This is a genomic window from Streptomyces achromogenes (genome assembly GCF_030816715.1).
GTDB classification, from domain to species: Bacteria; Actinomycetota; Actinomycetes; order Streptomycetales; family Streptomycetaceae; genus Streptomyces; species Streptomyces achromogenes_A.
This window is the reverse complement of record NZ_JAUSYH010000001.1, coordinates 3399166-3419484: the sequence shown is the minus strand read 5'-3', so window position 1 is coordinate 3419484 and position 20319 is coordinate 3399166. Positions and strand designations below refer to the sequence as shown.

Sequence of the window (20319 nt, the reverse complement as noted above, 5' to 3'; positions counted from 1 at the left end):
TCCGATGCGGGCCGTCTGTCTGCGGGGAGGGGTGTCAGATGCCCAGGTCCTTGATGATCTTGGCGACGTGGCCGGTGGCGCGGACGTTGTAGAGGGCGTGTTCGACCTTGCCCTCCTCGTCCACCACGATCGTGGAGCGGATGACGCCCATGTACGTCTTGCCGTAGTTCTTCTTCTCGCCGAACGCGCCGTACGCGTCGAGGGCGGTCTTCTCGGGGTCGGCCAGGAGGGTGACCTTCAGGGACTCCTTGTCGCGGAACTTGCCCAGCTTCTCGGGGCTGTCCGGGGAGATGCCGAGGACGTCGTAGCCCGCGGCGGTCAGGAGGTCGAGGTTGTCGGTGAAGTCGCAGGCCTGCTTCGTGCAGCCGGGGGTCAGGGCGGCCGGGTAGAAGTAGACGATGACCTTGCGGCCCTTGTGGTCCGACAGGGACACCAGGTTGCCGTCGGCGTCGGAGAGGGTGAAGGCGGGGGCCACGTCCCCGGGCTGCAGTCGCTCGCTCATCGGTCCAGCGTAACCGGGGGTCCTGGCGGTGCGGGCGAGGGTGGAGCTGACAGACTGTCCGGAACAGGACCCAGGTGACTTCGGAGGCTGACCGTGGCGGAGACGTCGGACACCAGGACCCCGGCGCAGATCGAGGCGGACATCAGGGCCCGTCGCGAGGTGCTGGCGGAGACGCTGGACGAGATCGGGGTGCGGGTGCACCCGAAGACCATTGTCGGGGACGTCAAGGCCAAGGTCGTCGCCAACGTCGATCACACCCTCGGCCGGGCGTATGTGCAGGTGAACCGGGTGGTGAGTGACGTGAAGGCGCAGTTCGTGGACGAGGAGGGCGCGCCGCGGCTGGAGCGGGTGGTGCCGGTGGCGCTCGTGGTCGTGGGGGTCGTGGGCCTGCTGGCCTTCGGTCCGCGCCGCCGCAGGGGCTGATCGGCTCGGGCTGATCGGCTCGGGTGCCGGCGTTCGGCCTCTTCGCGGCCCCCGCTCGCTCACGGACGTGTCGCGGGCAGGTAGGTTCAGTGGTGTGAGCGCCAAGAGAGACGACCTCGATCCGCAGCACGACAAGCTGCCCATCCGGATGCTGCACGACCGTGTGCTCGTGCGGCAGGAGGCCGGTGAGGGTGAGCGGCGTTCGGGTGGCGGGATTCTGATTCCCGCCACCGCGGCCGTCGGTCGTCGGCTGGCGTGGGCGCAGGTGGTCGCGGTGGGGCAGAACGTGCGGACGGTGGAGCCGGGTGACCGTGTGCTGTACGACCCGGAGGACCGTGCGGAGGTGGAGGTGCGGGGCGTGGCGTATGTGCTGATGCGGGAGCGCGATCTGCACGCCGTGGCCGCGGACCGGTTCGAGGGGTCGCAGGACTCGACGGGGCTGTATCTCTGATTGCGGGACCGGAAAGGGCTGGTGACTGTCGTCACCAGCCCTTTGTGTTGTGTCCTTGGTCCGGCCCCGGCGGTCACCGACCGGCCGCCGCGGTGCGGTCACCGGGCCGGCGGGGCGGCGGTCATTCGCGGCGGGTGGGAGTGAGCTGGGGGCCGACGGTGGTGCCGGTGGAGTTGCCGGCGTCGCCGCCTCCGCCGTCGGCGCCGCCGTTGGAGGTGCTGCCGTCGGTGGTGCCGGAGCTGCTGCCGTTGGTCGTCCCGTCGGTCGTCGTGCCGCCGTTGGTGGTGCCGGTCGACGTGCCGCCGTTGGTGGTGCCGCCTCCGGTGGTGCCGGTGGTGCCTCCGGTGGTGTTGCCGTTGGTCGTGCTGCCGCCGCCGGTCTGGCCCTGGCTCTGGCCCTGGGTCTGGCCCTGCGTCTGTCCCTTGGTGCCGGCGCTCGGCGTGCTGCCGCCGGTGTCGTCGTCGGAGGGCTCGTCCGGGTCGTCGGCCGGGTCGGAGGGGGAGGCGGTGTCGCCGCCGCCTTCCTGGAGGGTGAGGTCGAAGTCCTTGGCGGAGCTGCCCTTGAGGGCTTCCTCGGTGAACTGGGCCCAGATCTGGGTGGGGGCGTCGCCGCCGTTGATGCGGGGCAGGCCGAGAGCGCCCTTGAGGGACTTGTGGTGTGCGGTGACCGGGTCCTGGCCCATGACGGCGACGACGGTGGCGAGGTCGGGGGTGTAGCCGGCGAACCAGGCGGCCTGGTCGTCTTCGGCGGTGCCGGTCTTGCCGGCGGCGGGGCGGCCGACGGCCTGGGCCTTCCTGGCGGTGCCGTTCTGGACGACGCTGCGCAGGACGGAGGTGGTGGTGTCGGCGGCTTCGCGGCTGACGGCCTGGGAGGCCTTGTACGCGGGCAGTTCCACGACGTCGGAGCCGTCCTTGGTGACCTTGCTGATCATCGTGTACATGCCGTGCTTGCCGTGGTTGGCGAGGGTGGCGTAGGCCTGCGCCATGTCGAGGACGCTGGCGTTGGCGGTGCCGAGGGCGATGGAGGGGTAGGGCTGCAGGTCGGGGGTGTCGGTGGGCAGGCCGAGGGCGATGGCGGTCTGCTTGACCTTGGCCGGGCCGACGTCGACGGCCATCTGCGCGTACACCGAGTTGACGGACTTGTCGGTGGCGGTGCGCACGTTGATGTCGCCGTAGTTGACGTAGTCCTCGTTCTCGGGGTCGTAGACGGGGCCTGACCAGCCCTGGACGGGGCGTTTGTTGGTTCCGTCGTAGATCGTGTTGGGGGTGATCCGGCGGTTGTCCTGGGTGGTGGAGTCGTTCTGGACGGCGGAGGTGAAGACGAACGGCTTGAAGGTGGAGCCGACCTGGAAGTCCTGGCGGGTGGCGTTGTTGGTGTACTGCTTGACGTAGTCGACGCCGCCGTACAGGGCGAGGATCTTGCCGGTCTTGGGCTCGACGGCGGCTCCGCCGGCGCGGACGTAGGTGTCGACCTTGCGGTTCTTCTTGTCGAGCTTCTTCATCAACTGGTCGTTGACGGCGTCGACGAAGGCGTCCTGCTTCTTCTTGTCGAGGGTGGTGGTGATGCGGTAGCCGCCGGCGTCGAGTTCCGCCTGGGTGACCATCTTGTTGTCGCGCAGGTAGTCCTTGATGGCGTTGACGAGGTAGCCGCGCTGTCCGGACATGCCGTTGTCGGCGCCGGAGGTCTCCTTGGGGCCGGGGAACTTCATGCCGGTGCGCTGGGACGCGGTGAGCCAGCCCTTGGTGACCATGCCGTCGAGGACGTAGTTCCAGCGGGCTTCGGCGGCCTTGCGGTTCTCGGGGTGGGCGATGACGTCGTACTCGCTGGGCGCGTTGACGAGGGCGGCGAGGTAGGCGCCCTGGGCGGGGGTGAGCTTGAGGGCGTCGACGCCGTAGTAGGCCTTGGCGGCGGCCTGGATGCCGTAGGCGTTGCGGCCGAAGTAGCTGGTGTTGAGGTAGCCCTCGAGGATGTCGTCCTTGGACTTCTCGCGGTCGAGTTTGATCGAGATGAAGAACTCCTTCACCTTGCGCGTGGCGGTCTGTTCCTGCGCGAGGTAGTAGTTCTTCACGTACTGCTGGGTGATCGTGGAGCCGGACTGCTTGCCCTTGCCGGTGGCGGTGTTCCAGCCGGCCCGCAGCATCGCCTTGGGGTCGATGGCGGACTCGGTGTAGAAGTCGCGGTCCTCGGCGGCGAGGACGGCGTGCTGGGCGTCCTTGGAGATCTGGGCGAGGCCGACGTTCTCGCGGTTGACCTTGCCGTCGCGGGCGATCTCGGTGCCGTCGGCGTAGAGGTAGACGTTGGACTGCTTGGTGGCGAGGGCGTTGGCCGGCGGGATCTTGACCATGGAGTAGCCGAGGAAGAACAGGCCGGCGAGGAGCAGGACGCCGAGTACGAACGTGCTGAGCACCATCCGCCAGGTGGGCAGCAGGCGGCGCCAGCCGGTGCGCTTGGGTCGCTTCACCTTCTTGTCGCTCCCTCCGTCACCCGCCTCGGGCTCTCCGGGGGCGGTGCCCTCGGTCGGCTGTTGCGGCTGCGGCTCGTCGCTCATGTGTTGCCGGACTCCTGTTTCGCGTCGTACGTGCCCGTACGTCTCGTACGCCTCGTTATTTCTCTGCGCCCCTGTTGAAGACTCTCGCACCGTGCGTTCCGTTCCCGACAATCCGCGCGTGTTGTGCCGGAAAACGCGTGGCATGCGGCGGGGGCGGCGCACTAGGCTCCTGCGTTTCGGTGTCGCAGGGGGCACCCAGGTGACTACTGGGCGAGGAGGAGGGTTGCCTTGGGAACGGCGCGGTTGTACGCGGCCGTCGCGGCGGGGGGCTTCCGAAGGTACGCGACGTACCGGGTGGCGACGGCTGCGGGGGTGTTCACGAACACTGTTTTCGGCCTGATCCTCGTCTACACATATCTGGCGTTGTGGGACGAGCGGCCGCACCTGGGGGGTTATGACCAGGCGCAGGCGGTGACGTACGTGTGGCTGGGGCAGGCGTTGTTCGCGACGCTGGCGATCCAGGGCGGCGGTTTCGAGACGGATCTGATCGAGCGGATCCGCACGGGTGAGGTGGCGGTGGACCTGTACCGGCCGGCCGATCTTCAGGCGTGGTGGCTGGCGACGGATCTGGGGCGGGCGTTGTTCCAGTTGCTGGGGCGCGGGGTGATCCCGTTCGTGTTCGGGGCGTTGTTCTTTCCGACGGCGTTGCCGGACGAGGCGGGGGTGTGGCTGGCGTTCCTGGTGGCGGTGGCGCTGGCGATGGTGGTGAGTTACGCGATCCGGTTCCTGGTGGCGTTGAGCGGGTTCTGGCTGCTGGACGGGACGGGGGCGTTGCAGATGTTGATGATCATGGGGTTGTTCTGTTCGGGGATGGCGTTGCCGTTGAACGCGTTTCCGCAGCCGTTGGGGGACATCGTGATGCTGTTGCCGTGGTCGGCGTTGTTGCAGACGCCGGCGGACGTGCTGATGGGGCGGGTGGGCGTGTGGTCGGCGTTCGCGTTCCAGGCGGGGTGGGCGGTGGTGCTGCTGGCGGTGGGCCGGTGGGTGCAGGGGGCGGCGACGCGGCGGGTGGTGGTGCAGGGTGGGTGAGGGCGGCGGTGTCGCGGAGCGCGGGCGGCCGGCGGAGGGCGGCAGGCCTGCGGAGGGTGCCCGGCCCGCGGAGGGCGGCAGGCCCGCGGAGGGTGCTCGGCCGGCGGAGGGCGGTCGGCTGGTGGAGGGGTTGCGGGCGTACCGGTTGATCGCCGGGATGTGGGTGCGTTCGACGTTGACGTACCGGGTGTCGTTCGCGGTGACGGTGCTGACCGGGCTGCTGGTGACGGGGCTGGACTTTGTCGCGATCTTGTTGATGTTCTCGCGGGTGGAGGTGTTGGGCGGGTACGCGTTGCCGGAGATCGCGTTGCTGTACGGGTTGTCGGCGACGTCGTTCGGGGTGGCGGATCTGGCGATCGGTTCGGCGGGACGGCTGGGTACGCGCGTGCGTGACGGGACGCTGGACATGTTGCTGGTGCGGCCGGCTCCGGTGTTGGCGCAGGCGGCGGCGGATCGCTTCGCGTTGCGCAGGGTGGCGCGGATCATGCAGGGCGGTCTGGTGCTGGGGTGGGCGCTGGTGTCGCTGGATGTGGCGTGGACGCCGGTGAAGGTGCTGCTGGTGCCGGTGATGCTGGTGTGCGGTGGGGTGATCTTCTCGGCGGTGTTCGTGGCGGGTGCGGCGTTCCAGTTCGTGGCGCAGGACGCGGCGGAGGTGCAGCACGCGTTCACGTACGGCGGGCAGACGTTGTTGCAGTATCCGCCGACGGTGTTCGGCAAGGAGTTGGTGCGTTCGGTGACGTTCGTGCTGCCGTTGGCGTTCGTCAACTGGGTGCCGGCGGCGTATGTGCTGGGGCGGCCGTATCCGTTGGGGTTGCCGGGGTGGGCGGCGTTCGCCTCGCCGGTGGCGGCGCTGGCGTGCGCCGCGGCGGCGGGGCTGGCGTGGCGGGTGGGACTGAGGTCGTATCGGAGTACGGGGAGTTGAGTGTGACCGAGGACGCTTTCATCGAGGTGGACCGGGTCGAGAAGGTCTTCGACGTGCGCAGGAGGACGGGGTTCCTCAGGCGTGAACGGCGGCAGGTGCGGGCGGTGGACGGGCTGTCGTTCACGGTGGCGCGGGGGGAGATGGTCGGTTACATCGGGCCGAACGGTGCGGGGAAGTCGACGACGATCAAGATGCTGACGGGCATCCTGACGCCGAGCGGTGGCCGGCTGCGGGTGGCGGGGATCGATCCGTCGCGGGAGCGGACGCGGCTGGCGCACCGGATAGGAGTGGTGTTCGGGCAGCGGACGACGTTGTGGTGGGATCTGCCGCTGATCGATTCGTACCGGCTGATGCACCGCATGTACCGCATCCCGGACGGGCGTTACCGCGAGAACCTCGACCGGCTGGTGGAACTGCTGGATCTGTCGGCCCTGTTGGAGGTGCCGGTGCGGCAGTTGTCGCTGGGGCAGCGGATGCGCGGTGACATCGCGGCGGCGTTGCTGCACGATCCCGAGGTGCTGTATCTGGACGAGCCGACGATCGGTCTGGACGTGGTGTCGAAGGCGCGGGTGCGGGAGTTCCTGCGCGAGCTGAACGTCGAGCGGGGTACGACGGTGCTGCTGACCACCCATGATCTGCAGGACATCGAGCAGTTGTGTTCGCGGGTCATGGTCATCGACCACGGGCGCCTGGTGTACGACGGCGCGCTGGCGGGGCTGCACGAGGTGGGTGAGAGCGAGCGGACGCTGGTGGTGGATCTGGAGCGGGAGTCGCCGCCGATCGACGCCGGGGACGCGGCGCGGGTGGTGCGGGTGGAGGGTCCGCGTCAGTGGCTGGCGTTTCCGGCGTCGGGGTCGGCGGCGGCGCTGGTGGCGCGGATCGCGGCGGAGTATCCGCTGGTGGACCTGTCGGTGCGGGAGCCGGACATCGAGGCGGTGATCGCCAGGATGCTGTACGGGGCTGGGGACGGCGGTGGGGCGGACGCCGGGGACGGGGGCGGCGGCGGGGCCTCCGGGGAGCGGGAGACCGTAGTGCCGGGGGCCGGGAACTCGTAGGCTGCCGGTATGACCGACGACGCAGTCCCGGACCGTTCGGACCTCCGTGCCTCCGACGCCGATCGTGAGCGGGTCGCCGAGGTGTTGCGCGACGCGGTCGCCGAGGGCCGTCTGGACATGGCGGAGTTCGAGGAGCGGCTCGAGCAGACCTACGCGGCGCGCACGTACCGGGAGTTGGCGCCGGTCACGCGTGATCTGCCGGTGCCCGGGGCGGTTGCGCCGCCGCCTGTGGTGTCGTTGCACAAGGAGCCGTCGCAGGACGGGAGTTGGGCCGGGCGGATCGTGGGCGGCGAGGGTTCGTCGACGTGGGCGGTGGCGGTGATGTCGGGCTTCCAGCGCAAGGGCCGCTGGACGGTGCCGCGGCGGTTCACCTGCGTCGCCTTCTGGGGCGGCGGGGAGATCGACCTGCGGGAGGCGGACTTCTCGGCCGGGGAGGTCGAGATCAACTGTTTCGCCGTCATGGGCGGGGTGCAGATCACGGTGCCGCCGGGGGTGGAGGTCGTGGTGCGCGGCATCGGTGTGATGGGCGGTTTCGACCAGCGGGAGAGCGGTGTGGTGGGCGAGCCGGGGGCCCCGCGGGTGGTGGTGACCGGGTTCGCTTTCTGGGGCGGGGTCGGCGTGGAGCGCAAGAGGACGCGGGCCGCCCGGCGGCAGGAGAAGCTGGACCGCAAGGCTGCGCGGCGCGAGGTGCACGCAGCCTTCCGCGACGACGTGCAGGAGGCGCACCGGCGGATGCTGGAGGGCCACAAGGACCTGCTGCGGGGACACGGGCACGGTCGCGGGCTCGGGCAGGAGCGCGGCCGCAGGGAGGAGCGGCGGGAGCGCCGCCGCGAGGAGTAGGCGGGGCTGCGCGGCGTCGGCGCCGCCTGCCGTGGAGGCCGGTCGTATCTGTGGCAGCGGGTGGCGGCGACAGCCGCCGGTCCCCGTGACAGCCGGTGGCAGTGGCAGTCGGCCGCCGTGGCGGCCGTTCGTCGTGGTGACCGGAAGGGCGTGGTGACCGGAAGGGCGTGGTCACCGGAGGGCGTGGCGAGCGCCGGGGCGCCGGCTGGGCGCCGGTGGTCGTCAGAGGCGGGCGGGGGCGGCCGGGCCGGTGAGTTCGCTCAGGTCGAGGGTGCGCGCCATCGTCCGGTAGCCGCGGTCGCTGGGGTGCAGATGGTCCCCGGAGTCGTACTCGGAACGCAGGCTGCGCGGGTCGTAAGGGTCGCGCAGCGCCTTGTCGAAGTCGACGACCTCGTCGAACAGGTCGCCCGCCCGGATCGCCGCGTTGACCGACTGCCGGACGCGCTCGCGGGCGTCGGTGTAGCCGCGGTGGCCGCGGAACGGGGTGAGGGTGGCGCCGACGACTCGGACGCCGCGGGCGTGGGCGCGGTCGACGAGGGTGCGCAGGCCGGCCACGATCGCCTGCGGGCCGGCGGGGTTCGGGTCGCGCAGGATGTCGTTGATGCCGAGGTCGATGACGACGGCCTTCACGTTCGTCCGGTCGAGGACGTCCCGGTCGAAGCGGTGGAGGCCGCTGGCGCCGCGCAGCGGGTCGTCGACCAGGACCCGGTTGCCGCTGATGCCCGCGTTGACGACGCCGTAGCGGGGAATGTCGCCGTCGGCGGACCCGCCGGTGGTGAGCGCCGTGCGCAGCCGGCCGGCGAGGACGTCGGGCCAGCGGCGGTTCTCGCCTGCGGTGGAGGTGACGCCGTCGGTGATGGAGTCGCCGAAGGCGACGACGGTGCCGTCGGCCTCGTTGCTGAGCACGTCCAGCGCGGTCAGGTAGCGCCAGTAGAGGCTGGTCGAGGTGAACGTGGCGCCGGTGACGTCCTCGGTGGACTCGCCGGCGGCGACGTAGCTGGTCTGCCGGGCGCGCGGGTGGTAGGTGACCGGGCCGGCGGAGGTGGGGGAGTAGGTGCTGACCAGGATGTCGGCGTCGTGCGGGACGGCGACGGCGACGGCGTCGCTGACGGCCTGCCCGCCGGCCGGGACGACGACGGTGGTGGATCCGCCGAAGGTGAGCCGGCGCAGGGTGGCGGGGTCCGCGGCGGCGCTGTCGTCGGCGGCGGCGGCGACGGCGAGCGTGGCGTGGGTGACGCTCAGCGGTCCGCTGCCGTACAGGTTGGAGAGCGTGATCCGGGCGCTGGTGCCGCCGACGCCGGTGTGCACGACGTTGCGGACGGTGCGGCCGGCCATGCCGTCGGTGTCGGTGCCCGGTTCCCCGCCGGCCGGGGCCGCGGCCCAGGCCCCGACCCACACGCCGGTGGAGACGGGCGCCGCGTTGCCCGGGCCGGGGCCCACGGCGACCGTGTTCCCGGCGGAGCGGCTCCCGGAGCCGGCGCCGTCGCGGGAGGCGACGCTGACGTATATGGCGGCGGACACGCCCACGACGAAGGCGGCGATCGCCGCCAGCAGGGCATAACCATGGTGCTTGGCGGTCATGCGGGTGTGGTTCTCCTCGTGAGGGGAGCGGTGCTGCTCCGGATGATGCGTGCGTGCGCCGACGGGGCACGCGTTCATGCAGGAGTTCACCGTCGAGCTCCCCCGTCTGACAGACGACGGGAACTCTTGTTCCGTTCCAGGAGTCGGTCAGGCAGGGACCATTATCAGTGTGCGGAACGCCGGCGGTGCACGGCCGATCGGAACGGGTGGAGCGGATGGATCGTACGGAGGAACCGGCGGGACCGGCGGGCGGCGGGGCGGCCGGTGCCGGGGCGGCGCGCGCGATGACCGTGTTCAGCGCCGCCGACGAGGAGAAGCGGCGCGGGGTGCGCCGGATGAAGCTCACCGCGGCGGGGCTTCTGCTGTTCGTGGCCGTGGTGTACGTCCTCGCCGAGTGGGCCGCGCATCGGGGGGCGGGCCCGTGGGCGTCCTATGTGGCGGCGGCCGCGGAGGCGGGCATGGTCGGTGCGCTCGCCGACTGGTTCGCGGTGACCGCCCTGTTCCGTCATCCGCTCGGCCTGCCCATCCCGCACACGGCGATCATCCCGAACAAGAAGGACCAGCTGGGCGTCTCGCTGGGTGAGTTCGTCGGGGAGAACTTCCTCTCCGAGGACGTGGTGCGGCAGCGGCTGCGGTCGGTGGGCATCGGCACCCGGCTGGGCGCCTGGCTGGCCGAGCCGGAGCACGCCGACCGGGTGACGGCGGAGCTGGCGACGGCCCTGCGCGGCGCGCTGACGGTGCTGCGCGACGCGGACGTCCAGGCGGTGGTCGGCGAGGCGATCACCCGGCGCGCCGACGCGCAGGAGATCGCGCCGGGCATCGGGAAGCTGCTGGAGCGGATCGTCGGGGACGGCGGCCACCGGCGGGCCGTGGACCTGGTGGTGTCCAGGGCGCACGACTGGCTGGAGCTGCACGCCGACTCGGTGATGGACGCGGTGCAGGGCGGCGCGCCCGGCTGGACGCCCCGGTTCGTCGACAAGCGGATCGGTGAACGCGTCTACAAGGAGTTGCTGCGGTTCTGCGCGGAGATGCGGGACATGCCCTCCCACCCGGCTCGGGGCGCCCTGGACCGTTTCCTCGGGGACTTCGCCACCGATCTGCAGTCCGACACGGACACGCGTGCGCGGGTGGAGCGGCTCAAGGGCGAGGTGCTGGGCCGGGGCGAGGTGCAGGACCTGATCGCGTCGGTCTGGACGGCCGTCCGCTCCATGATCGTGGCGGCCGCGGAGGACGAGCGCAGCGAGCTGCGGCTGCGGGTGCGGGCCTCGCTGCTGTCGCTGGGGGCGCGGATGGCGACCGAGCCCAAGGTGCAGGAGAAGGTCGACAGCTGGGTGGAGGGCGCGGCCGTGCACGTCGTGACGACGTACCGGCGTGAGATCACCTCCCTGATCACCGACACCGTGGCGGGCTGGGACGCGGAGCACACGACGCGCAAGATCGAGGCCAACATCGGCCGTGACCTGCAGTTCATCCGGATCAACGGCACGGTGGTGGGTTCGCTGGCCGGGCTGTTGATCTACACCGTGGCGCGCTCGCTCGGGGCTTAAAGGCGTCGGCCGCGGGCACCCGCACCGCGTTCCGCTCGATGAGGAGCATGCCGAGGAGGGAGCCCATGACCAGCGCAGAAGCGGCCGTGCCGACCGAGAGAGACCGCACGATCACCACCGACATCCCCGCCCGCCTCGACCGGCTGCCGTGGTCGCGCTGGCACTGGACCATCGTCTTCGGACTCGGCACGGTGTGGATCCTGGACGGCCTGGAGGTCACCGTCGTCGGGAACATCGCCGCCCGGCTGTCGGAGCCGGGCAGCGGTCTGCCCATCACCTCCGGTCAGGTCACCGGCATCGCGGCGGCGCTGTATGTGGCCGGCGCCTGCGCGGGCGCCCTGTTCTGGGGCCGGCTGACCGACAAGTGGGGACGCAAGAAGCTGTTCATGATCACCCTCGCGGTGTATCTGGCGGCCACCGCCCTGACCGCGATCTCCTTCGACACCTGGTGGTTCCTGCTGTTCCGGTTCCTCACCGGCTTCGGCATCGGCGGCGAGTACGCGGCCATCAACTCGGCGATCGACGAGCTGATCCCGGCGCAGTACCGGGGCCGCGTCGACCTGATCATCAACGGCAGTTTCTGGCTGGGCGCGGTCGCCGGTTCGCTGCTGTCGATCGTCGCGCTGAACACGGACATCTTCGCGGCGGACGTGGGCTGGCGGCTGACGTTCGCGCTGGGCGCCGTCCTCGCCCTGGTGATCCTGCTCGTACGGCGGCACGTCCCGGAGAGTCCGCGCTGGCTGCTGATCCACGGCAGGGACCGGGAGGCCGAGGACATCGTCGGTGCGATCGAGCGGCAGATCGAGTCGGACCGGGGGGAGCGGCTGCCGCGGGCCGAGGGCGAGCTGACCATCCACCAGCGCCGCAGCGTGTCCTTCGTCGAGATCGCCCGCACGGTGTTCTCCGACTACCGGCGCCGCTCGGTCCTCGGCTTCTCCCTCTTCATCGGGCAGGCGTTCCTCTACAACGCGATCACCTTCGGCTTCGGCGCGATCCTGACCAGGTTCTTCGACGTGCCGAGCGGCAACACCGGCTACTACTTCGCCGTCATCGCGATCGGCAACTTCTGCGGCCCGCTGCTGCTGGGCAAGCTGTTCGACACGGTCGGCCGACGGGTGATGATCTCCTCGACGTATCTGCTGTCCGGTGCGCTGCTGTTCGGCACGGCCTGGCTGTTCGACCAGGGTGCGCTCAACGCGACGACGATGACGGCCTGCTGGTGCGCGGTGCTGTTCTTCGCTTCGGCGGGCGCGTCGAGCGCCTATCTGACGGTGTCGGAGGTCTTCCCGATGGAGACCCGCGCGATGTCCATCGCCTTCTTCTACGCCCTCGGCACCGCCGCCGGCGGCATCAGCGGCCCCCTGCTGTTCGCCAAGCTCACCGACACGGGCAAGGTCGGCGACACGGTCCTCGCCTTCTCCATCGGCGCGACCCTGATGTGCCTGGCGGGCCTGGTCGCGGCGTTCCTCGCGGTCAAGGCCGAGCGACGCTCCCTGGAGGACATCGCCCAGCCTTTGACGGCGGCGGCGACGAAGGCCCACGAGGCCACAAAGTCGGGCGACGGCGGCGCGCGGAAGGCGACCGCCTGAGCCGCGCCGGAGCTCCGACCGGGTGAACCCCGGCGGGCCGGGCGGGGGCGGCCCGAGCTGCCCCGCCCGGCGCCCGGCCTCGCGGTGGCTGACCTGCGGGTGCATGGCCCCGCGAGCTACTCGGCCGACTCCCGTGCGCGTCCCCGGCGGCGCAGCAGCAGCAAGCCGCCGGCCACGGCGGTGATCCCGGTGGCGGCGCTCCAGGCGGCGAGGTCGGCGGCGCCCGTGGTGGCGAGACCGCCGCCGCGCCCTGCGGCGGCGGTGTCGTTCGCGGAGGCGCGGCCGTCGGGGGACGCCTGAGCGCCGCGGCCCGCCGCGCCCGCCGGCGACGTCGTGGCGGACGAGCCCGCCGCCGGGGCCGGGGCCCCGCCCGATCCGCCGGAACCGGACGCCCCGGCCGCTGCTGACCGGCCCCGGCCCCCGTCCGGGCCCCGGTCGCGGGTGAACGTCAGGGTGCCGAAGCCGAGTTGGTCGTATCCGCCGCTGTTGGGGCCGTAGTCCCCGCCGCCGCCCTCGGGCGCGGCCTTGGCGGCGGCACGGGTGAGGTAGGGGGCGGAGAGTCCCCGGCGCTTGGTGTAATGGTTGGCGATCATCGCCCAGATCGGCCGGCTCATCGCCGGGTCGACGCCGGCCGCTCGGTGCGCGGTCTCCGTCCCCGACCAACCGCCGACCGCGCCCTTGCGGCGGGTGTTGGCGGTGTAGCCGACGTCGCCGCCGAGGCTCCATCTGGCCACGTACTGGGCGCCTTTGAGGAAACGGCTGTCGTCGTAGCCGTACAGGTCGATGCCCTGGTTCCAGGCCATCTCGCAGAACGTGCCCATCAGACCGACGCCGAGCAGCGCGTGGCCCTGGTCGCGCCCGGCCTCCAGCCACTCGCCGAGGCCGTCGTCGTGCACGACCGGGATGGCCTTCCGGACGGCGCCGAGCCCGGAGCCGTTCTTGAAGTACTCGACGGCCTGCTCCACCCTGGCGCCGTCGTCGCAGAAGATGCCGGCGGCGAGGACGCAGGCCATGGCGGCGAGATCCCAGTTGGGCCAGTAGTTGGTGACCACGGCGCCGTTGTGCCCGACGAGGAAGCTCTCGCTGAGCGGGGAGAAGACGGTGGTCAGCGTCTTCTGGAAGCGTTCGAGCTCGAAGCCGGCGTGGTCGCGCACGAGTTCGGCGGCGTTGGCGGCCTGGTAGCCGTAGAGCCCGGCCGCGAGGAACCGGTCGGCGGAGCCCTCGAGGGACGTCAGTGTCGCGGACCAGGCGTTGAGGATCGCGACGGCGGTGTCGGCGTAGGCGCGCTCGCCGCTCACGTGGAACCGCAGGCCGTTCTGGTAGGCGGCGTGCAGGTCGTGGTAGAGGGCCGCGTAGTTCTGGGGTGAGCCTCCGCCGCGGTACACGGTCGCCTGCGGGTTGGCCGTCCAGCCGCTCTGCGCATGCCGGTTGGCGGTGAGCCGGGCGTATCCGGCCGTGTAGGGCGCGACGCCGGCCTTCACCTTGGCGGCCATCCGGGCCAGGTCCGCGCCGGTGTGCAGGAGCCCGGGGTGGATGTAGCCGGCCGCGGTCGCCGACGGGGCCGCGGCGACACCGACGGCGGCCGCCCCGGCGACCACGCCCGCGGCCTTCAGCATGCTCCGGCGGGTGACGACGCCGTCCTGTCGAGGTCGGTTCAGATGCATGCAGCGGAGACGGGCGAGGACGGGCCCGATAACGAAAACCGGACCTCGGGCAGCCGCCCGAAAGGCCGTCGCGGGCTGATCCGGTGAAGGCCGGCGGGGGTCTGATCACCGGGCGGGTAAGGGTCGGATAAGGTGTCCCGCCGTGGCACGTGCGAACACGTGAACCACCGTCACGTACTCGGGGGAGACGTCACCGTGCACACCCGTCAGCCGACTCTGTCGTCCAGGCTGCGCGCCGCGCCCAGCCCGCTCGCCGCCGCCGCCGCGCTGGCGGCCGCGTCCCGCCCCGACCGCGTCGGGGACCCGGTCGTCCAGCGCCTCCAGTCCGGTCGCACCTGGGCGGGCGTGGCGGCGTCGGCGGGACTGCTGTTCGCCTACCCGCTGGCCGAGAGCGGCGAGGACATCCTCCTCGGCAAGGTGATGGACGTCGTCGTCGGCTGCGGGATCGCCCTGGTCGCCGGACTGATCACCCTGAGCGTCTTCATCGGCATGGCCCGCCCGTCGCTGCGCGGCGTCTACGTCCGGCGGCTCACCGGCCCCGGCACGGCGCTCGGCGTCATCGCGCTCGGCGCGGGCGTGTGCGGCGGCGGCGTCCTGCTGGGCGTGAAGCTGCTGCACGCGGAGATCATCCCGTGGGCGGACCTCCGGGACGCCGGTTTCCTCGCCTGGCTCGCGTCGTTCCTGGTGTTCGTCATCGTGATGCTGATCGGCGGGATCGTCCTGGCCGTGGTGGCGGTGTTCACGTTGGCCGCCGGGGTGTTCGCGCTCAACTCATGCTTCCGGGTCGGCGACGTCCACGATCTGCTGCCCGCGCTGATCTCGCCGTTCCTGGTGTGGGCGCTGTTCGCGCTGAGCTACTCCGACGGCCCCGAGGTGGCCGCCCCGCCACTGGTCCGCCTCGCCTTCCTGCTGGGCGGCCCGCTCTCGGTGACGGCCCTGTCGGTCTGGGAGATACGACGGCTGAGGCACCGCTACGGCGTGACGATGGGCTCGGCACTGGGCCGAGGCGGGATACCGGAGCCGACGTACGCGCCGGAGCCGACGTACGTGCCGGAGCCGACGTACGCGCCGGAGCCTGCGCAAGCGCCGGTATCTGGATACGCACCGGCGCCGACGTACGCACCGGGAGCGCCCCACTTCCCGGTCCCGCCCGCTCTCCCGGGGCAGACCCACCTCACGGGGCAGACCTATGCGCCGGTGCCGCAGTACCCGTCATACCCGTCGCCCGCCCCGAACTCGCCGTACTCCCGGTAGCACCGGTAGCACCCGTAGCACCCGTAGCACCCGTAGCACCCGTAGAGCTCAGGAGGCTGTGCCTCCGGCGGCCGGTCGGCGCCGACCGGTCGGCCGGCGTCGGTCGGCGGGCTGCGGACCGGCGGACAGCCGGCCCGGTGGTCAGGCGGCCCGGCACCTCACCCGCGGCGGTCGGCGACCGCCCACGAGGCCAGCGCCACGGCCCCCGCCACCCCGAACACCGACGGCCAGGCGCCCACCCTCTTCGCCAGCGGATGCGACGCCGCGAAGGCGGCCACGTATGCGGCGCTCAACGCCCCCGCGGCCTTCCCGCCGGCCTGCTGCCGCCACTGCCGCGCGGCCGCGGCCCCCGCGACGGCGAGGACGGCCCCGCCCAGCGGCCGCTGCCGCGTCCACCGGGCCACGGCGTACCCGCCGACCAGCCCGCCCGCCGCGATCACCGCACTGGGAACCTTCGCCATGTCTGCCGCCTCCTCGCCCTGAACGTCAAGCTCGCCCCCGAGGCTAACCCGCCCCGTCCCACCGCCCGAAGCCCGAGCCCGTCGCCCCCCCCCAGCGAGAACGGACCCCGAGTTGCCCGCCCTTAGCACCCTCACCACGCCCGACGGCACGACGCTCACGTACGCCGACGAGAAGCCCCCTGCCTCCACCGTGCCGGACGCAGCGGACACGGCGGAGGCCGCACCGCCACCCCCCGTCCTGCTTCTGCACGGCCTCGCGGGCCACCTCGGCGAATGGGACGACCTGACCGCCCGTCTCCTCGCCGACGGACACCGCGTGGTGCGTCACGACGCCCGGGGCCACGGGGCGAGCACGCGCGTCCCGGCGGACATGACGAGGGCGGCGGCCGTACGGGACGTCGTGACCCTCATGGACGCGCTCGCGCTGCCCCCGGCGATCCTCCTGGGCCAGTCCCTTGGCGGCCTGACGGCTCTGCTGGCGGCGGCGGCCCACCCGTCCCGCGTCTCCGCCCTGATCCTGGTGGAGGCGGGTCCGCAGGGCCGGAACCCGGAACTGCCGGCGCAGATAGGAGCCTGGCTGGACAGCTGGCCGACCCCGTTCACGAGCTTCGGCCAGGCTGCCGCCATTCTGGGCCACGAGGCGTGGGCACGCGGCCTGGACTGGCGCGAGGACGGCACCGGCCACGCCCGGGTGGACCGCGGCACGATGGTCGCGGCGGTCGCCGAACTCGCCACGGAGGACTACTGGGAGCAGTGGTCCCGGGTGACCTGCCCGACCTTGGTCGTGCGCGGCGAGCGGGGCACGATGCCGGCGGCGGAGCACACGGAGATGCGCACCCGCAGACCGTCCGGGACGAGCCTGACCGTCCTCCCGGACGCCGGCCACGACGTCCACCTGGACCGCCCGGCCGCCCTGCACGAGAGGGTGACCGCCTTCCTGGCCGCTGGACGAGCGGTCGATGACCGCACCCTTTGACGCGAGGCGTCAGCGTCACGACCGGCCACGGGGAAAGGCTTCGCCACGGAAACCCGTTCCCGGCATGCGTCCCCCGTGCCGGGACAAGGCCCGCCCGTCCCGGAGCGCGAGGCTGCCCGGGTCACGCCCCTCCAGGATCGTGAGTCCGGTCCCGGTCGTGCGCGTCCAGGATCGTGAGTCCGGTCCCGGTCGTGCGCGTCCAGGATCGTGAGTCCGGTCCCGGTCGTGCGCGTCCAGGATCGTGAGTCCGGTCCCGGTCGTGCGCGTCCAGGATCGTGAGTCCGGTCCCGGTCGTGCGCGTCCAGGACCGTGAGTCCGGGCCCGGTCGTGCACGTCTAGGACCGTGAGTCCGGTCCCGGTCGTGCGCCCTTCCGGTCGACGACGGCCCGTTCCAGGACGGCCCGGGTGTCGAACACCGTTCCCGCCGCGCCCATCGCGGAGTTCCGGCTGAGGACCGTCCGCTCACCGAGGTACTCGAGGGTGCCGGGGTCGAAGATCCACTCGGTCCGCAGGCCCGTCTTCGTGTCCTCCCGGGCGATGGCGATGCCGTACCGGCCCGCCGCGTCCACGGCGTCGTCGACCTCGGTCACGCCGGGAATCCGCGCGGTGGCCCGGTAGATCGCGGCGGCCGTGGCGGACGGCATGACCTGCTCCCGGACGAGCCCGCCGATCCGGTCGAACACGGCCTGGTCGCGGTCCTCGCCGTCCCCGACGGGCGTCTCGGCGTAGATCCGCCGCAGCAGCGCGGCCGGATCGGTGGGCAGGGAGGCGAGCCAGGCGTAGGTGGGCCGGTCGATGCCGGCCGCCTCGCCCGCGGAGCCCTCCGGCACCAGAATCCTGATCGGGTAGTCCTTCCCGTTCTCGCGCGTCATGCCGTACTCGGTCAGCGGCTTCCGGTCCTGCGAGAACCACGTCTCCCGGTCGTGCAGGGAACCGGGCCGCACCGGCTGCTCCCAGTCGGCCTCGTTCTCGGCGACCCGGGTGCGCACGTACACGTACTGGCTGTCCCGCACCGGCTCGACGTCCGTGCGCAGGGCGACGGCGGCGATCCGGTCGAGCGTGACGACGGCACCGCGACCGCTGTCCCCGCCGGTGCCGCGACCGCCGTCCTCGCCGTGCCCGCCGCTGCCGGGGGTGGCGGTCGCGCTGTGACCGCGCCCCGCCTCCTGCCGCCCGTCGGCCAGCCCCACGGTCAACGTGGCGGCCACCGCGACGGCGACGCAGGCGGTGAGCAGCACGGGCCGGGAGAGGCGGCGGGGTCGCGAGAAGGGGTGGGGCCGGGACGGAGCCGCGGCGGTCGCGTCGCGATCGATGAGCTGCATCAGTAGATCCTTGTGGTGGGAGTGACGCTCAGGCGGCAGCCCCCGCTCGACGGGGTCGGACGGCAACAGCCGTGCCAGCTCCTCGAGTTCCTCCGGGGAGTTCATCGGGCTTCCTCCTGAATGGGCAGGACCGCGAACGCGGTCTCACTCTCCACCTCTCCGCGACGCCCCCGGAGTTCCGCCCGCCGTTCCACTGATCCGGAACGCCGCGCCTCCCCGTCGACGATCTCCCGCAGCCGCTTCCGCGCCCGGGACAACCGGGACCGGACGGTCCCCACCGGCACCCCGAGCGCCTCGGCGGCCTGCGCGTAGTCGAGCCCGCCCCACACGCACAGCGCGATGACCTCCCGCTCCTGCCGCCGCAACCGCCCCAGCACCCGCCGCACCTCGGCGAGCCGCCGCGCGTCGTCGATCCGCCCGACGAGACCCTCGGCGAAGTCCCCGACGACCTCCTCGCCCCCGGCCTCGGCCCGGCGCGCGAGAAACGCCAGCCGCCGCCGCAGACTCCGGTCGGCGTTGCGCGCCTTGTTGGTCGCGATCCCGAACAACCAGGGCCGCAACGACCCCCCGTCCGCCTCCACGGCCTCCCGCCCCCGCCAAGCGGCGAGAAACGTCTCCGACATGACCTCCTCGGCCACCGACCAGTTCCCGGTCAACCGCAGGGCATGCTGATAGACGACGGTGGCGTACCGCTCGTACAGCTCGGCGAACGCCTCCCGCTCCCCACCTCGCACCCGCACCCGCAACCGACGGCCGTCGTCGTCCTCGGCCCCTTCGACGTCTTCGCTGGAACTCACACAGAAACCTCTCCGAACGGAGGAGCCAGTTCCCGTGGCGTCGATCACACCCCCATGATCCAGGACCGCCGAGTCGGCGGCGTAGCGGCGTCGCCCAACCCGCTGGCCGGCCGGTCAGGATTTGTCCTGCGCCGTCCTATTGCCTGACAGGGAGCGCCTCAACCGTGGTGTCGCCGGGGCGTTGGTGCCAAGCTCAAGCCCAATTGCCCCGCTGGAGGGCCCGCAGAAAGGCGAGCCAGGCCCGGTGCTGTACGGCTATGAGCGGGCCGCTTTCCTGCTTGGAGTCGCGAACGAGGGTGCCGTCCTCCCTTTGCACGCACTCAACGCACTCGGTCCCGCTGCCGCCGCTGTAGGAGGACTTGAACCATTCGTGCGGGGAGGGCGAGGTCATCAGGACTCCTTGCTTATGCGGTCAACCATCTCGGCTGAAGACTCCAGGTCGAGCGCCTGCGCGCTGAGGTACTCGAACGCCAACCTATAGCGCTCCAGTTCTCGCGGCTTCTCCATGAACAGTCCACCGCCGATCAGGTCCACGTACACCACGTCCAACTCCCTGGACGGGCCTCGGAGTATGGCGAAGCTGCCGACGGCTGCTGCGTGCGCCCCCTGGGAGAACGGCAGTACCTGGACGGTCACATGGGGACGTTGGGATGCGGCAAGTAGGTGGCGGAGTTGGTCCCGCATGACGTCGTTGCCGCCCACCCGGCGTCGTAGCGCGGCCTCGTCAACTACGCACCAGAGGTGAGGCGGCTCCTCCCGGTCCAACAGTTCCTGCCGCTTCATGCGGATGTCGACCATGTGCTGAACCTCCTGCTCTGAGCACCGCACCTCCGAGGCCCGATGTACGGCCTCGGCGTAGGCGCGCGTCTGGAGAAGGCCCGGGATGTACATGCAGGCGTAATGGTCCTCGCGGACGACCTCGTCCTCGAGTGTCAGCATGAGATTCATGGAATCCGGGATGGGGTCGGCCAGTGATCGCCACCAACCCTGGATCTTGGCTCCCTTGGCGAGTTCGACCAAGGCCAGCCGTTCTTCCTCGGACGCCTCGTACTCGCGGCACAGGGCATCGACCGCTGGCCACTTGACGATGCCCTCCTTGGTCTCGTAACGGCTCAGAGTCGCCTTGGAAATCCCCACGCGTGCGCCCGCCTCTTCCAGGGGAAGTCCCTTTGCCTCGCGCAGACGACGCAGGGCGGCACCGAGTTGGCGTCTGCGGGTAGTGGGTCCAACTGCCATGTCCAAGGCCCTTCGTGTGGGTCGGATAGATCGTGCTGGTTGTCGGAGCGCGGGGACAAGACGGCGTGCGCGGGGGCGCGTTGCCGGGTTCCGCACTCCTTCCCGCTTGAGATGAGAGTTCC

At 71.6% G+C, this 20319-nt stretch carries 19 protein-coding genes; 10 read left to right on the top strand and 9 right to left on the bottom strand.

The annotated features are described in order from the left end of the window. Positions 1-34: 34 nt before the first annotated feature. A complete protein-coding gene (gene bcp / locus QF032_RS15345) occupies positions 35-502 on the bottom strand; it encodes a thioredoxin-dependent thiol peroxidase (protein ID WP_307056234.1) in 468 nt (155 codons plus the stop codon). 93 nt (positions 503-595) lie between these two features. Here bcp and QF032_RS15340 point away from each other — a divergent pair, with 93 nt between their 5' ends. Together QF032_RS15340 and QF032_RS15335 are read left to right on the top strand one after the other, a co-directional pair. Then, positions 596-925: a DUF3618 domain-containing protein gene (locus QF032_RS15340; protein ID WP_057574459.1), complete on the top strand. Its 330-nt coding sequence runs from the start codon at positions 596-598 to the stop codon at positions 923-925. 148 nt (positions 926-1073) lie between these two features. Beyond that, entirely contained in the window at positions 1074-1376 is a 303-nt protein-coding gene (locus QF032_RS15335) for a GroES family chaperonin (RefSeq protein ID WP_373430472.1), read from the top strand. A gap of 121 nt (positions 1377-1497) precedes the next feature. Here QF032_RS15335 and QF032_RS15330 read toward each other — a convergent pair whose 3' ends face one another. Continuing rightward, positions 1498-3924, bottom strand: coding sequence for a transglycosylase domain-containing protein (locus QF032_RS15330; RefSeq protein ID WP_307056233.1), 2427 nt, complete (start codon positions 3922-3924; stop codon positions 1498-1500). Between the two features lie 312 nt (positions 3925-4236). Between QF032_RS15330 and QF032_RS15325 the strand changes: the two genes are divergently transcribed. The 4 genes from QF032_RS15325 to QF032_RS15310 all read left to right on the top strand — a co-directional run bounded on the left by QF032_RS15325 (position 4237) and on the right by QF032_RS15310 (position 7770). Continuing rightward, complete coding sequence (locus QF032_RS15325; protein ID WP_307056232.1) at positions 4237-4953, top strand: ABC transporter permease; 717 nt, start codon at positions 4237-4239, stop codon at positions 4951-4953. A 157-nt stretch (positions 4954-5110) separates the two neighbouring features. Further along, a complete protein-coding gene (locus QF032_RS15320) occupies positions 5111-5875 on the top strand; it encodes an ABC transporter permease (RefSeq protein ID WP_307050110.1) in 765 nt (254 codons plus the stop codon). After that, a complete protein-coding gene (locus QF032_RS15315; RefSeq protein ID WP_373430345.1) occupies positions 5833-6930 on the top strand; it encodes an ABC transporter ATP-binding protein in 1098 nt (365 codons plus the stop codon). Before QF032_RS15320 ends, QF032_RS15315 begins: the two co-directional genes overlap by 43 nt. A 9-nt stretch (positions 6931-6939) precedes the next feature. Beyond that, the gene (locus QF032_RS15310) at positions 6940-7770 is read left to right on the top strand and encodes a DUF1707 SHOCT-like domain-containing protein (RefSeq protein WP_307056230.1); all 831 of its coding nucleotides are present in this window, start codon (positions 6940-6942) and stop codon (positions 7768-7770) included. Between the two features lie 222 nt (positions 7771-7992). Here QF032_RS15310 and QF032_RS15305 read toward each other — a convergent pair whose 3' ends face one another. Next, entirely contained in the window at positions 7993-9351 is a 1359-nt protein-coding gene (locus QF032_RS15305; protein WP_307056229.1) for an SGNH/GDSL hydrolase family protein, read from the bottom strand. Positions 9352-9536: 185 nt separating this feature from the next. Here QF032_RS15305 and QF032_RS15300 point away from each other — a divergent pair, with 185 nt between their 5' ends. Together QF032_RS15300 and QF032_RS15295 are read left to right on the top strand one after the other, a co-directional pair. Further along, entirely contained in the window at positions 9537-10898 is a 1362-nt protein-coding gene (locus tag QF032_RS15300) for a DUF445 domain-containing protein (RefSeq protein WP_373430344.1), read from the top strand. Positions 10899-10963: 65 nt separating this feature from the next. Further along, positions 10964-12487, top strand: a complete 1524-nt coding sequence (locus QF032_RS15295; RefSeq protein ID WP_307043299.1) for an MFS transporter — start codon at positions 10964-10966, stop codon at positions 12485-12487. A 116-nt stretch (positions 12488-12603) separates the two neighbouring features. Here the strand turns inward: QF032_RS15295 and QF032_RS15290 are convergent, their stop codons facing one another. Continuing rightward, the gene (locus tag QF032_RS15290) at positions 12604-14151 is read right to left on the bottom strand and encodes an alginate lyase family protein (RefSeq protein ID WP_307056227.1); all 1548 of its coding nucleotides are present in this window, start codon (positions 14149-14151) and stop codon (positions 12604-12606) included. A gap of 195 nt (positions 14152-14346) precedes the next feature. On the opposite strand from QF032_RS15290, the gene QF032_RS15285 reads away from it, so the two are divergent. Continuing rightward, the gene (locus QF032_RS15285) at positions 14347-15405 is read left to right on the top strand and encodes a hypothetical protein (RefSeq protein WP_307056226.1); all 1059 of its coding nucleotides are present in this window, start codon (positions 14347-14349) and stop codon (positions 15403-15405) included. 158 nt (positions 15406-15563) lie between these two features. On the opposite strand, the gene QF032_RS15280 is transcribed toward QF032_RS15285, so the two are convergent. Continuing rightward, positions 15564-15866, bottom strand: coding sequence for a hypothetical protein (locus QF032_RS15280; RefSeq protein WP_307056225.1), 303 nt, complete (start codon positions 15864-15866; stop codon positions 15564-15566). Between the two features lie 112 nt (positions 15867-15978). On the opposite strand from QF032_RS15280, the gene QF032_RS15275 reads away from it, so the two are divergent. After that, positions 15979-16842: an alpha/beta fold hydrolase gene (locus QF032_RS15275; protein WP_307056224.1), complete on the top strand. Its 864-nt coding sequence runs from the start codon at positions 15979-15981 to the stop codon at positions 16840-16842. Positions 16843-17177: 335 nt separating this feature from the next. On the opposite strand, the gene QF032_RS15270 is transcribed toward QF032_RS15275, so the two are convergent. From QF032_RS15270 to QF032_RS15255, 4 genes are all read right to left on the bottom strand, one after another. Then, entirely contained in the window at positions 17178-18269 is a 1092-nt protein-coding gene (locus tag QF032_RS15270; protein WP_307056223.1) for a CU044_5270 family protein, read from the bottom strand. Further along, the gene (locus tag QF032_RS15265; RefSeq protein WP_307060268.1) at positions 18266-18910 is read right to left on the bottom strand and encodes an RNA polymerase sigma factor; all 645 of its coding nucleotides are present in this window, start codon (positions 18908-18910) and stop codon (positions 18266-18268) included. The genes QF032_RS15270 and QF032_RS15265 overlap by 4 nt, the downstream gene beginning before the upstream one ends. Before the next feature lie 244 nt (positions 18911-19154). Next, positions 19155-19352 carry a DUF397 domain-containing protein gene (locus QF032_RS15260; RefSeq protein WP_307056222.1) on the bottom strand — a complete coding sequence of 66 codons (198 nt, stop codon included), beginning with the start codon at positions 19350-19352 and terminating at the stop codon, positions 19155-19157. Continuing rightward, a complete protein-coding gene (locus QF032_RS15255; protein ID WP_307056221.1) occupies positions 19352-20197 on the bottom strand; it encodes a helix-turn-helix domain-containing protein in 846 nt (281 codons plus the stop codon). The genes QF032_RS15260 and QF032_RS15255 overlap by 1 nt, the downstream gene beginning before the upstream one ends. Between the last annotated feature and the right edge of the window lie 122 nt (positions 20198-20319).